Consider the following 12,406-nt stretch of genomic DNA (forward strand, 5'->3'; position numbering starts at 1 on the left):
GTGGGGGCGCGCGTGAAATGTTGTTTCTAACCAAGGAGAAATGGAATGTTTGAATCTGTGATTGTCGCTATCATCCGCCAGGCAGCGCTGTTGACGAAACCGCAGCAGGAGGAGTTCACCACCAAGGCGGCCGAGGCCGTGGCGGCGCTGGTCAAAGGTACCAATACCGCCATCGACAATGAGTTGCTGAAACAGGTGGGCCTGCCGATGGGCGGGCAGGTGATCACCAAGCTGCAGGCGCTGATCTAAGCGCCGGCCGGGGCCGCCTGCAGGGCGCAGGCGGCCCAATTTTCTCTACAAGGATTAATCAGATGTCGGACCTGACGGTGATAACGCCGCCAGCAGGAGAGCCTGTGTCTCTCGATGCGGCGAAGGAATTTCTGCGCCTGGGAACAGACGCGGAGGACGGGCTCGTGGCGCGCCTTATCGCTTCGGCGCGGGCGCAGATTGAGGCGGCGAGCGGGCTGGCGCTGGTGACGCGGACATTGCGGCGAACCTGGCGGCGCTGGCCCTGGACGATTGCTGCAGGCGGCGCGCGGCTGCGGCCGGGGCCTGTGGGGGCGCTGGTATCCGTGACGCGGATTGATGGCGCGGGCGCAGAAGAGACGCTGACCGGGCGGTTTGATATCTGCGGCGGTAAGCTGCGGCTGAAGGCTGGGGAGGCGTTGCCGGGGATCGCGGTGGGCGGGCGCGTGGAGGTGGTGTTTCAAGCAGGCTTTGGCGCGCCGGGCGAAGTTCCAGAAGATCTTCAGCATGCGGTGAAGCTTCATGTTCAGGCAACTTACTTGCGCGGATCTGAGCGCCCGCTTTCGGGCGTGCCAGAGGACGTTCAGGCGATCCTTGATGCGCGGCGGGAGTGGGCGATATGAGTGGGGACGTGGCAGTGCAGGCCGCGCTGATGGCGGCGCTGCGCGGGGACGCAGGCGTGCAGGCGATTTTCGGCGAAAGCGCGCGCATATATGATGACGAAACAGAGGCGCCGGCCTTTCCTTTTGCCCGGCTGGAGCGGCACGAATGCCGCCCTCTGGGCGCGAGCGGGGGCGAGGCAAGCGAGCATGTGATCACGCTGGCGGTGCTCTCCCGCTATGGCGGATTGCGCGAGGCGAAGGGGGCGCTGGCGGCACTGCGCGCGGCGTTTGAGGGCGCGGACTGGAGCGGGGCGGGGCGGCACATTGTTCTGGCCTACACCACCTATTCCGACGTGATCCGCCAGTTCGACCGGAGGGCATTTCGCGGAGTTATCCGTTTCCGGATCATTTCAGAAGAGGAGGCCGCGTGATGGCGGGGCAGAGGGGCAGGGACATCCTGCTGAAGATCAGCGATGGCGCCGGGGTATTCGTGACCGTGGCGGGCGTGCGCGCGAGCCGGATTGAACTCAATGCCGGAATGGTGGACGCGACGGGGATGGATTCGCCCGATGCCTGGCGGGAACTGATCGCGGGCGCGGGCACCAAGATGGCGCGCGTGACCGGGCGGGGCGTGTTTCGCGACGCGGCATCGGACGCGCGGATGCGTGCAGTGTTTTTTGGCGGGGAGGCACCGGTCTGGCAGCTGGTGTTGCCGCATTTTGGCGTTCTGCAGGGCGCGTTCCAGATCAGCCAGCTTTCTTGGAGCGGGACGCATGAGGGGGAGGCAGAGTTTTCCGTGACGCTGGAGAGCGCCGGGGCGATGAACTTTGAGGCAATACCATGAACGTAGCGCGCGGAGAGACGAAGCTGACCGTTGACGGACGAACCCGGCGTGTCTGCCTGACGCTGGGAGCGCTGGCGGAGATCGAAAGCGCGCTTGGGTGCCGGACGATGGCAGAGTTGGAACTGCGGATGCGGGCGCTGTCTGCGGCAGATCTCATAATCGTGATTGCGGCGTTGCTGCGCGGGGGCGGGGAGGCGGAGACGGCAGAGCAGATCAGTGAGGCGGATGTGGCGCCGGGCGAGGCGGCGCGCGCAGTGGCCGAGACGTTCCGCCTGGGGCTGGCGGGCTGATGCTGCCCTGGGCCGAGATGCTGCGGGCGGCACTGGCGCTGGGGATCGGGCCGGAGGCGTTCTGGCGGCTGAGCGTGCGGGAATGGCGGTGGCTGAGCCGGGGCGGGGGCGCGCCTTCGCGCGGCGAACTGAGGGCGATGATGGCGGAACATCCGGATACGGGAGAGCAGAGATGAACGAGTTTGAACGGGAACTGGGCGTGGCGGGTGACGCCTTGCGGGCCTTGAGCGACGGGCCAGGACGGGAGGCCGCCGAGGCGCTGGGCGCGGCGTTTGATGGCGCGGGACAGCGGATCGAGGCAGCCCTTGGCCAGGCCGCGCGGAGCGGGGAACTGGACTTCCGGCGCATGGCAGACGGCATCCTGCGGGAGTTGGCGCGCGTAGCGGCAGAGGCGGTGATCCTGCGCGGGCAGGGCGGAAGTGGCGGCGTGAATGCGACGTTCAACTTTGCGCCGGGAACGGAGGATGCAAGCGCAGCCGGGAGCGCGGCAGGCGTGGCCGCAGTGTTGGCGCGGATGGTTCAGGCGGGAGGGCGGTTCTCATGAGTTTGGCTCTATTTCATGAAGTGAGTCTGCCCATCCCGCTGGCGCTGGCAGCAAATGGCGGGCCGGAGCGGCGCGTGGAGACGGTAACGCTGGCGGGTGGGCAGGAGGCCCGCAATGCAACCTGGGCCGGATCGCGGCGGCGCTGGGATATTGGGAGCGCGGCGGCGCGGGTGGAGACGCTGCACGCGCTGATTGCTTTCTTTGAAGCACGGGGCGGGCGGCTGCACGGGTTTCGCTTTCGGGACATGTTGGATGACCGGTCTGGCGCTCTGGGGACGGAGGTTTCACCCGTCGATCAGGCAATTGGCGTAGGCGATGGGGCCGAACGTGAATTCGCGCTGGTGAAGCACTATGGAGGGTGGGCGCGGCGAATATGGAAGCCTGTGGCGGGCAGCGTGCGTGTCGCGGTGGACGGGGCTGAAGGCGGGTTTGCCTTGGATGCGGCGACTGGCCTTGTGACACTGGCGGAGGCGCCGGCAGCAGGGGCGGTGGTGACGGCGGGGTTCCGGTTTGACTGTCCTGTGCGCTTCGACACGGACCGGCTGGATGTGACGCTGGAAGGATTTGGCGCCGGGCGGGCGATCCGTGTGCCGCTGGTCGAAATTATCGGGTGAAACGATGCGGGAGATAAGCGAAGGATATGCGGCGCGGCTGGAAAGCGGAGTCACGGCGACGTGTCTCTGCTGGGAGATTGCGCGGGGCGACGGGTTTGTGCTGCGCCTGACCGAGCATGATGGGCCGCTGGTGGCGGCGGGGGAAACCTATCTGCCGGGCGCGGGGCTGGAAGGGGCGGAATTTGTGCAGACTTCCAGCCTGGCGCCGGGGCGGGCGGCGGCGCGCGGGGCGCTTTCCCATGATGCGATCACGGAGGAAGACCTGGAGGCGGGCCTCTGGGACGGCGCGCGTGTGGATGTGTGGCGGGTGGACTGGCAGGCGCCGGAACACCGGGTGCATGTTTGGGCCGGGCGGCTTTCCGAAGTGCGGCGCGGGGCGCTGGGGTTTGAGGCACAGCTGGTGTCGCTGAAGGCGGATCTGGAGCGGCCTCTGGGCCGGCTTTATGCGCGCCGGTGTGACGCGGTGCTGGGGGATGCGCGCTGCGGCGTGGATGTAGGCGCGTTTCCGGGGGTGGCGTGTGATCACCGGTTTGAGACCTGCCGGAGCGTGTTCGGCAATGCGGAGAACTTTCGGGGTTTTCCACATCTTCCGGGGACGGATTTCGTATTGGCTGGCCCTGCGGCGGCGGGGAATGATGGAGGCAAGCGATGAAGCGGGCAGAGATTGTGGCAGCGGCGCGAGGATGGATCGGCACGCCTTACCGTCATCAAGCGAGCCTGAAGGGAGCGGGGTGTGACTGTCTGGGGCTTGTGCGCGGCGTATGGCGGGAACTGCTGGGGCCCGAACCTGAGGCACCCCCACCCTATACGCCTGATTGGGCCGAGGCGCTGGGGCGGGAGACGTTGCTGGAGGCGGCGCGGCGGCAGCTTCACGAGATTGCGCCCAGCGCGGCGCGCCCGGGCGACGTTCTGATCTTCCGTATGGGAATGGGCGTACCGGCCAAGCATTGCGCGATCTTGAGCGGAGAGGGGCGCATCCTGCATGCCTATTGGGGGCGGGCGGTGGTGGAGACGAGGCTGACGGATTGGTGGGCGCGCCGGGTGGCGGGGGCGTTTTCTTTTCCGGGACTGGAGGACTGAACATGGCGCAGATTGCATTTGCGGAGATTGGCGCGGCCGTCGGCACGCGGCTGCTCCCGGCGGGGCTGAACGTGGCGGGGCGGGCGATTTCGGGCGCGGCGATTGGCCGGGCGGCCGGCGCGATGGCGGGGCGCGCCCTCAGCAATTATTTGGCAGGGCCGGCCGAAGGGCCGCGCCTCAAGGCGCTGCATGTGATGGAGGCCAGCGAAGGGGCAGGGGTGCCTTCCGTCTACGGCCGGACGCGGGTTTCCGGGCAGCTGATCTGGGCGGCGCGGTTCCGCGAGCGGCGCACGACGCGGAGCGTTGGCGGCAAGGGTGGGCCGAAGGTCAATGAGTACAGCTATTCTGTAAGCTTTGCGGTGGCGATCGGTGAGGGGCCGGGCGTGCGCGTGATGAGGGCCTGGGCGAATGGTGAGGCGTTTGATCTCTCCGGCGTAACCCATCGCCTTTATAATGGCAGCGAGGCGCAGGTCCCCGATCCACTGATCGAGATGATCGAGGGGGCGGCGTCAGCCTATCGCGGGACGGCGTATATCGTGTTCGAGGATTTGCCGTTGGACGCATTTGGCAACCGCCTGCCGCAGCTGTCTTTCGAGATAGTTCGTGTGCCGCCTGGTGAGACGGGCCCGGGGCTGCGAGATAGTGTGACAGGGGTGAACATTATTCCGGCGTCGGGTGAATTTGTGTATGCAACCGAGATTGTGCGGGAACAGCTTTCGCCGGGGCGGGAGCGGGCAATCAATGCCAATTCGGGAGAGGCGCGGGCGGATTTCCTCGTCTCGCTGGACCAGATGCGCGAGGGGCTTCCGCGCGTGAGCCATGTGGCGCTGACGGTGGGGTGGTTTGGATCGAGCGTTGTGGCAGGCGGCTGTGTGATCCGGCCAGGCGTGGAGACGCGCGCGCGGGTGACCGTGCCGCAGGCCTGGAGCGTGGCGGGCGAAGGGCGCGCGGACGCTTACCTTGTTTCGCAGGACGAAGCGGGGAACGCCAATTATGGCGGGACGCCTTCGGATGCTTCTGTCGTGCAGGCAATCCGTGAACTGAAGGCGCGGGGGTATGCTGTGACGCTAACGCCGTTTCTGATGATGGATGCGCCGGGATTTCCCTGGCGGGGGCGCATTGGTGTTTCCGAAGACGGGACGGCGGCGGCGCGGGCGGAGATTGAGGCATTTGTGAACGGGGCGGCAGGGTATCGGCGGTTTATCCTGCATCATGCGGCGCTGGCGGCGCAGGCGGGCGGAGTTGAGGCGTTTCTTGTGGGCAGCGAGATGCGCGGACTGACCCGCGTGCGCGATGAGGCGGGCGCATTTCCGTTTGTGAAGGCGCTATGCGATCTGGCCGCAGAGGTGAAGGAACTGCTGCCCTCTGCAAAGGTTTCCTATGCGGCGGACTGGACGGAGTATGGCGCATATGTGCCTAGCGACGGGAGCGGAGATGTGCTGTTTCCGCTGGACGCGCTGTGGGCGCATCCGGCGATCGATTTTGTGGGGATAGACTGGTATCCGCCGCTGGGCGACTGGCGTGCAGGCGATGCCCATCTGGACGTATTGGCTGGCTTTGGCGCGGCGGACGACCAGGCCTATCTGGCGAGCCAGATTGAGGGCGCAGAGGGGTATGACTGGTATTATGCCGATGAGACGGCGCGGGCGGCGCAGGTGCGCACACCGATTGTTGACACCGCGCATGGGGAAGACTGGATATTCCGGGTAAAGGATTTGAGCGGGTGGCAGGGAAACCTGCATTATCCGAGGCCGGAGGGTATTCGCGCGAGCGTGCCGACAGGCTGGATGCCGGGGATGAAGCCCGTTCGACTGTCTGAAATCGGCTTTGCGGCGGTGGACAAGGGCGGGAATGCGCCGAATGTATTTTATGATCCCAAGAGCAGCGAAAGCGCGCTGCCGCCCTTCTCCACCGGCGAGCGGGATGACGTGTTTCAAAAGCGGGCGCTGGGCGTGGCGCTGGCGCATTTTGAGGCGAGCCCAATTGTGGAAGCGGCGCATGTATGGGCGTGGGATGCGCGGCCTTACCCCGCCTGGCCGATGCGCGGGGACATCTGGGGCGACGGCGAAAACTGGGCGCGGGGGCACTGGCTGAACGGACGTGAGGGGCTTACCACGCTGGCGGCGGTAGTGAGCGACATCTGCGCGCGGGGGGGCGTGGCGGCGGATGTGCGGGGGCTGGACGGGGTGATCGAAGGCTATGGCCTGGACGGCGTGCATTCAGTGCGCGCGGCGCTCGAGCCGCTTAGAGCCGCGTTCGGGTTTGAGGTGATTGAGCGGCCGGAGGGGTTGGTGTTTCATATGGGTGACGGCGTGTCGGCGGAGCTTTCCGGCGCGGCGCTGGCTGAGCCCGGCCTGATGGCAACGCGGCAACTTATGGACAAGGCGCCCGAGCGGCTGCGCCTGGCGTATATTGATCCGGACAGGGAGTATCAGCCGGGCATTGCCGAAGCGCGGCGGGGGACGGGCGACGCCCGGTTGGTGACTGATGTGGCGTTGCCTCTGGTGCTGTCAGCAGGGCGGGCGGAAGCTGTGGCAGCGGCCCTACTGGCCCAGGCCGCACGGGAAGAGACGGCGGAGATTGTCTTGCCACTGGCCGGGCTGGCGTTGGAGCCGGGCGATACGCTGCGCGTGGATGGCGGGCCGGTATGGCGGGTGATGGAAGCCCGGGAGGAAGGCGCGCGGCGGGCGCTGGCGCTTGTGCGCGAGACGGCGCGGGTTGTGGCTGCGCGCGATGGTGGGACAGCGGTGGCGCCCACGCCCGCGCCGGTATTTGCAGGCATCGACCTGGTAGTGATCGATGCGCCGTCTCTGCCCGGAGCAACGCAGGCGGGGCCGCTGGTGGCGGCATATGCGAGCCCATGGCCGGGGGACGTGGCCGTGCTGGCGGGGCCGGCAGCAGATGGCCTCAGCGAGCGGGCGCGGCTGGCGCGCCCGGCGGTGATCGGGCGGCTGACTTCGCCGGTGGCCCCAGGCCCTGTGGGGCGGTGGGACCGGGCGAACGTGATCGAGATGGAAGCACCCGATGGGAAGTTTGCCTCGGCGAGCAAAGCAGCTGTCTTGGCAGGGGTAAATGCGGCGGTGCTGGAGACGGCGGCGGGGTGGGAGCTGGTGCAGTTTCAGGGCGCGGAGCTGGTGGCGCCGGAGCGCTGGCGGCTAAGCGGGCTGCTGCGGGGGCAGGGCGGGCGGCCGAGCGGGGCGGCGGAAACGGGCGCGCGTCTGGTGTTGCTGGATGATGCGGTGGCGCGGGCCAGCGTATCTGGGCTGGAGGCGGGGCTGGCGCTGCTGTGGCGGGCGGCGGGGCTGGGCGAGGCGGCAGAAGCCGTGTTCGAGGACCGGGCGGGCCTGCCCTGGGCGCCCGTAGGGCTGGCCGCGCCGCCCGGACTTGTGCGCTGGGCAAGGCGGGGGCGGGATGTGCCGGACAATTGGGATCTGCCCGACCCTGCACGGACGGTAACTTACGCCATGGAAGCAGACTTCGGGGCTGGTTTCGGGGGGCGCACGGAAACGGCGCTGACCGAGGCAGCGTGGCCTGCAGGCGCCCTCGCCTTACGCATTGCCGAAACAGGGACAGACGGACGCATCGGGGAATGGCTTTCAATCCCGGCCGGATCATCATACCTGTAAGCGCTGGAACAGTTCTAGCGTTTGGAAGGAGCCCTCAGTGGCGCTTGATCCTTACAAGGTGCTCGGTGTGCCCCGGACGGCCACCGAGGCCGAGATCAAGAAAGCATACCGCGCCAAGGCCAAGGCGCTGCACCCTGATTTGCACCCCAATGACGAGAAGAAAGCGGAGGAGTTCAAACAGGCCTCCGCCGCTTTCGCTATTCTCGGCGACAAGGAGCAGAAGGCAAAGTTTGACCGGGGTGAGATCGACGGGGACGGAAATCCGCGCGGCTTTGCCGGCGGTGGGCCAGGCGCGGGCGAAGGATTTCCCGGCGGGGGCGGTTTCCGCTGGGAATCGCGCGGCGGCGGTGCGCAGGGCGATCCGTTTGAGGACATTCTTTCCGGCATGTTTGGCGGCGGGGGGCGGCGGCGCAATCCCGGCCCGATCAAGGGGCGCGATGTGCGCTACCGTGTGGAGATCAGCTTCGAGGATGCCGTGACCGGCGCGCGGCGGCGCATGACGATGGCCGATGGCAGCGCGCTCGACGTGAATATTCCGCCCGGCATCACGACCGGGCAGGTGCTGCGCCTGAAAAGCCAGGGACAGCCTTCGCCCGCTGACGGCCCGCCCGGCGACGCGCTGCTGGAGGTGGAAGTAGCGGGCAGCCCGGTCTGGACCCGGGATGGCAACAATCTGCGCATGAGCGTGCCGGTGGACCTGAAAAAGGCCGTGCTGGGCGGAAATGTGGATGTGAAGACGCCTTCGGGTACGGTCTCGCTGAAGGTGCCGGCCGGATCGAACACCGGCGCGCAGCTGCGCCTGAAGGGCAAGGGCGTGCAGGTGAGCCCGCCGGGAGACCTTTATGTGCGCCTGGAAATCGTGCTGGCAGACCCCAAGGATGAGGGGCTGAAGCGCTGGGCCGAGGGCCGGTAGGTCTGCTCGACTTCCCTGCTTGGCGGGCGTACGCTTTCCTCAGGCTTCTCTGGGGAGGGACATATGCCGGAATCCGGACTCATGGCGGGCGACAACTGGCTTGCCGTACTGGTGGCGGCGGCGGCGATTTATGCCGTCGGCTTTCTGATCTACGGGATGTTCTTTTCGGGGCTCTGGCTGAAGCTCTCTGGCTTTAGCCGGGAGCAGCTGAAGCCGCACATGTGGAAGATGGCGATTTCGCCGGTGATGCCGATTCTCACGGCGATTGGTCTTGCCATCCTGTTCAAGCTGGCGCGGGTGGACAATCTGGCGATCGGGGTGGTGCTTGCATTCCAGATCTGGTTCTTCATCGCCATGCCTGTGCGGCTCTATGCCTTTGTTTACAGTCCGGAAAAAATTGGACTTTTGCTGATGGATGGTATCCATCTGCTGCTTGGTTTCCTGGTGGCCGGGGCGTTTATCGGAGGCTGGCGGTAAGGTGACTGTCGCTGAACTTTATCATTCACTTCATGTTCAGAGCTGGCGCGTCATAGGGGGCAGCATGAAACGCATTCTGACGATATTTGCCCTCTCGGCTCTGACGGTTGCCCCCGGCGCTCTGGCGCAGCAGGGCGGCAATCCCTGGGCGAACCAGTTTTCCCCCGGACAGGCCCGTGAGGCCGTGCGCGAGGGCAAAACGGTGCCGCTGAGCAAGATATTCCAGCAGCTGAAACGCGAATATGGCGGTTATCAGCTGGGCGCGGAGCTTTACTCCCGCGACGACGGCACCACTTTCTATGAAATCGACTGGATGACGGAAGACGGCCGCAAGGCGCATTTCACCGTGGACGCGCAGAGCGGCTCGGTGATGAACCGCCGCGGCGGTTGAAACGTTTGAAGGACTTGCTGGAGAAGACACATGCGTATCCTGGTTGTTGAAGACGATGCAGACCTCCGCCGGCAGCTGGCCGATGTGCTCTCGCAGTCCGGCTATGCCGTAGACCTGGCCGCAGACGGCGAAGACGGCCAGTTCCTGGGCGAGACAGAGCCTTATGACGCGGTGGTACTGGATCTCGGCTTGCCGAAGATCGACGGGGTGAGCGTGCTGAAAAGCTGGCGCAAGGAGGGCAAGACCTTCCCCGTGCTGATCCTCACCGCGCGCGACCAGTGGAGCGAGAAGGTGTCCGGCTTTGATGCCGGGGCCGATGATTACCTTACCAAGCCCTTCATCACCGAGGAATTGCTGGCACGCCTCCGCGCGCTGCTGCGCCGGGCGGCTGGCCATTCGGCCGCGACGATCGAATGCGGCAAGCTGATGGTGGATACCCGCGCGGCGCGCGCAACGGTGAATGGTGAGCCGATCAAGCTGACGGCGCATGAATACCGCGTGCTGTCTTACCTGATGCACCATCAGGGCCGCGTGGTACCGCGCACGGAGCTGGTCGAGCATATTTATGATCAGGATTTCGACCGCGACTCCAACACGATCGAGGTGTTCATCGGGCGCCTGCGCCGGAAGATCGGCCAGGACCGTATCCAGACCGAACGTGGCCTTGGCTATCGCCTGATCGTGCCTGAGGACGAAGCGCGCGTTGCAGGTTGACGCCGAACGCGGCTAGAGCTCGCTGATGAGTGAGGTCTCCGCCCCCAAACGCAGCCTGATTGACCGCTGGTCCAGCGTTTCGCTGGCCCGGCGCGTCATGATTGCGGCGCTTGTCTGGGGGCTTCTGGTGCTGATCGGGGGCGCCGTGGCGCTCTCAGCCATTTACCGGGCGCAGACGCTTTCCCTGATCGAGGACGATCTGGAGCAGACGCTGGTGACGCTCTCCCGGGAGCTGACGCGGGAAGATGCGTTCCTTGCCGATGGCCGGGTGACTGACACCAACCGAAACTTCTTCTCGAACGATTCCCGTTTCCAGACGCAGTATTCCGGGCATTACTGGGCTGTGGTGGGGCTGACACCGGACGGCGAGATTGCCGGTGATTTCCGCTCACGCAGCCTGTGGGATGAGGCTGTTCCGGTGACACCGGAACTGATCGCCCGCGCGGTGGAACTGCCAGGCGTCGCGCAGTATGCGAACTATCCGGGGCCGCTGGAGCAGGTGTCGCGCGTCGGGGCGATGGCGATCTTCGTGGAGAACCGCGCCACCCCGCTGGTGCTGATTGCGGCGGCCGACCGCACTCCCAACGATGCCGCCGCGACGCGCTTCCGCGACATGTTGCTGGTGACCATGATTGCCTTGTTTGGCGGCGTGTTCGCGGCGATGGTGGTGGCTGTGCGCTATTCGCTGAACCCTCTGCACAAGCTTGAAACGGATGTGGCGAAGGTGCGCGAAGGGGAGGCGGTGAAGTTGGCGGGAGATTATCCGGCGGAAGTCCGTCCGCTGACGGAGGAACTTAACAAGCTGATCGAGCACAACCGCGAAGTGGTGGAGCGGGCACGCACGCATGTGGGCAATCTGGCGCATGCGCTGAAGACCCCGCTCGCGGTGCTGCGCAATGAGGCCAAGGGCGGATCGCAGCTGGACGATGTTGTACGCCGGCAGGCCGAGGCGATGCAGACCAATGTGGAGCATTACCTGAAGCGCGCCCGCATGGCGGCGCGGGCCGAAGCGATTGGCGCACGGACGGATGTGCGCCCCGTGCTGGATGGCCTCGCGCGAATGCTGAACCGGCTGTTCGATGCGCGCGGAATTGAAGTGACCGTTACTGGCGCGGAGACCGCGATCTTCCGGGGCGAGCAGCAGGATTTCGAGGAAATGGCCGGCAACCTGATGGAAAATGCCTGCAAATGGGCGGCCAGTGAAGTTCTGGTGACCCTCAGCGACAGCGGCCGCGAACTGGTGATCACGGTGGAGGATGACGGGCCGGGCCTCACGCCTGAGCAGCGCGCGGGCGCCATGAAGCGCGGGGTGCGGCTAGATGAAACAACCCCGGGGACTGGGCTTGGTCTCTCGATTGTTACAGAATTGGCTGAGCTGCATAAGGGCAGCTTCGAACTCGGCGATGCTGCGCTTGGCGGCCTCAAGGCAACCCTCAGATTTCCCAGGCCATGAAACCTCTGAATCTCATCATTCTCGGCGGTTGTCTTGCCCTTGGCGTGGGCGGCTATCTGCTGATCGGCAGGCCGGGTATGGCGGACCAGCCGATGGCGGCGCGTCAGGCGGCGCTGGCAGAGAAGGTGCGGGTGGACCCGCAATCGCTGACCGAAGGCGAAATGCTTTCCCGGCTGGAACAGGCGGTGATCGACAAGCCGGACGATCCGCAGCCGCATTACTTCATCGGTGAGATGCTGCGCACGCAAGGGCGGGCGGAAGATGCGGTGCGGGCGTATCAGTCGGCCCTGCGGCGGGATCAGGACTTTGTGCCGGCGCTGATCGGGCTGGCCGATGTGCTGACGCAACTGGCCGAGGGCGCCATCGGGCCGGATGCCACGCGGCTTTATGCGCGGGCCTATCAGCTGGACGAAACCCAAGTGAGCGCCGGCATGCGCGCGGCCATGGGCGCGGCGCAGGCAGGCGATCAGGAAAAGGCCGAGCAGGCCATGCGCTATATCTATTCGCGCCTGCCGGAGGATGATCCGCGGCGAGAGCGCTTCCGGCCGATGATCGAGGCGATCGGCCAGGACGCCCCGGCGGAGCCGGAATAGACGCTGCACCCGCCACGCA

Annotated in this window: 17 protein-coding genes; all 17 read left to right on the top strand. The window is 66.1% G+C overall.

Annotation, left to right across the window (positions count from 1 at the left end):
- Positions 1-45: 45 nt before the first annotated feature.
- Positions 46-249 carry a hypothetical protein gene (locus tag ACQKI2_RS14630; RefSeq protein ID WP_427380343.1) on the top strand — a complete coding sequence of 68 codons (204 nt, stop codon included), beginning with the start codon at positions 46-48 and terminating at the stop codon, positions 247-249.
- Between the two features lie 62 nt (positions 250-311).
- Positions 312-869, top strand: coding sequence for a head-tail connector protein (locus tag ACQKI2_RS14635; RefSeq protein WP_427380344.1), 558 nt, complete (start codon positions 312-314; stop codon positions 867-869).
- The gene (locus ACQKI2_RS14640; RefSeq protein WP_427380345.1) at positions 866-1,279 is read left to right on the top strand and encodes a DUF3168 domain-containing protein; all 414 of its coding nucleotides are present in this window, start codon (positions 866-868) and stop codon (positions 1,277-1,279) included. The genes ACQKI2_RS14635 and ACQKI2_RS14640 overlap by 4 nt, the downstream gene beginning before the upstream one ends.
- Entirely contained in the window at positions 1,279-1,692 is a 414-nt protein-coding gene (locus ACQKI2_RS14645; protein ID WP_427380346.1) for a phage major tail protein, TP901-1 family, read from the top strand. Before ACQKI2_RS14640 ends, ACQKI2_RS14645 begins: the two co-directional genes overlap by 1 nt.
- On the top strand, positions 1,689-1,982 hold the full coding sequence (locus ACQKI2_RS14650; RefSeq protein ID WP_427380347.1) for a GTA-gp10 family protein: 294 nt from the start codon (positions 1,689-1,691) through the stop codon (positions 1,980-1,982). Before ACQKI2_RS14645 ends, ACQKI2_RS14650 begins: the two co-directional genes overlap by 4 nt.
- Positions 1,982-2,158 (top strand): phage tail assembly chaperone, encoded by a 177-nt coding sequence (locus ACQKI2_RS14655; protein WP_427380348.1) that lies wholly within the window; start codon positions 1,982-1,984, stop codon positions 2,156-2,158. The genes ACQKI2_RS14650 and ACQKI2_RS14655 overlap by 1 nt, the downstream gene beginning before the upstream one ends.
- Positions 2,155-2,526, top strand: coding sequence for a phage tail tape measure C-terminal domain-containing protein (locus ACQKI2_RS14660; RefSeq protein ID WP_427380349.1), 372 nt, complete (start codon positions 2,155-2,157; stop codon positions 2,524-2,526). The genes ACQKI2_RS14655 and ACQKI2_RS14660 overlap by 4 nt, the downstream gene beginning before the upstream one ends.
- On the top strand, positions 2,523-3,140 hold the full coding sequence (locus ACQKI2_RS14665; protein ID WP_427380350.1) for a phage distal tail protein, Rcc01695 family: 618 nt from the start codon (positions 2,523-2,525) through the stop codon (positions 3,138-3,140). Before ACQKI2_RS14660 ends, ACQKI2_RS14665 begins: the two co-directional genes overlap by 4 nt.
- A gap of 4 nt (positions 3,141-3,144) precedes the next feature.
- Entirely contained in the window at positions 3,145-3,792 is a 648-nt protein-coding gene (locus ACQKI2_RS14670; RefSeq protein WP_427380351.1) for a DUF2163 domain-containing protein, read from the top strand.
- Positions 3,789-4,220: an NlpC/P60 family protein gene (locus tag ACQKI2_RS14675; protein ID WP_427380352.1), complete on the top strand. Its 432-nt coding sequence runs from the start codon at positions 3,789-3,791 to the stop codon at positions 4,218-4,220. Before ACQKI2_RS14670 ends, ACQKI2_RS14675 begins: the two co-directional genes overlap by 4 nt.
- A 2-nt stretch (positions 4,221-4,222) precedes the next feature.
- Entirely contained in the window at positions 4,223-7,846 is a 3,624-nt protein-coding gene (locus ACQKI2_RS14680; RefSeq protein WP_427380353.1) for a baseplate multidomain protein megatron, read from the top strand.
- 37 nt (positions 7,847-7,883) lie between these two features.
- The gene (locus ACQKI2_RS14685) at positions 7,884-8,759 is read left to right on the top strand and encodes a DnaJ C-terminal domain-containing protein (RefSeq protein WP_427380354.1); all 876 of its coding nucleotides are present in this window, start codon (positions 7,884-7,886) and stop codon (positions 8,757-8,759) included.
- Positions 8,760-8,840: 81 nt separating this feature from the next.
- Positions 8,841-9,236, top strand: coding sequence for a DUF1761 domain-containing protein (locus tag ACQKI2_RS14690; protein ID WP_427380355.1), 396 nt, complete (start codon positions 8,841-8,843; stop codon positions 9,234-9,236).
- 64 nt (positions 9,237-9,300) lie between these two features.
- Positions 9,301-9,627: a PepSY domain-containing protein gene (locus tag ACQKI2_RS14695; protein WP_427380356.1), complete on the top strand. Its 327-nt coding sequence runs from the start codon at positions 9,301-9,303 to the stop codon at positions 9,625-9,627.
- A gap of 30 nt (positions 9,628-9,657) precedes the next feature.
- Entirely contained in the window at positions 9,658-10,341 is a 684-nt protein-coding gene (locus tag ACQKI2_RS14700) for a response regulator transcription factor (RefSeq protein ID WP_011646324.1), read from the top strand.
- Positions 10,342-10,366: 25 nt separating this feature from the next.
- Complete coding sequence (locus ACQKI2_RS14705) at positions 10,367-11,794, top strand: ATP-binding protein (protein ID WP_427380357.1); 1,428 nt, start codon at positions 10,367-10,369, stop codon at positions 11,792-11,794.
- Positions 11,791-12,387: a tetratricopeptide repeat protein gene (locus tag ACQKI2_RS14710; RefSeq protein ID WP_427380358.1), complete on the top strand. Its 597-nt coding sequence runs from the start codon at positions 11,791-11,793 to the stop codon at positions 12,385-12,387. The genes ACQKI2_RS14705 and ACQKI2_RS14710 overlap by 4 nt, the downstream gene beginning before the upstream one ends.
- Positions 12,388-12,406 lie beyond the last annotated feature (19 nt).

Source organism: Hyphomonas sp. NPDC076881 (assembly GCF_050269995.1).
GTDB lineage: Bacteria > Pseudomonadota > Alphaproteobacteria > Caulobacterales > Hyphomonadaceae > Hyphomonas.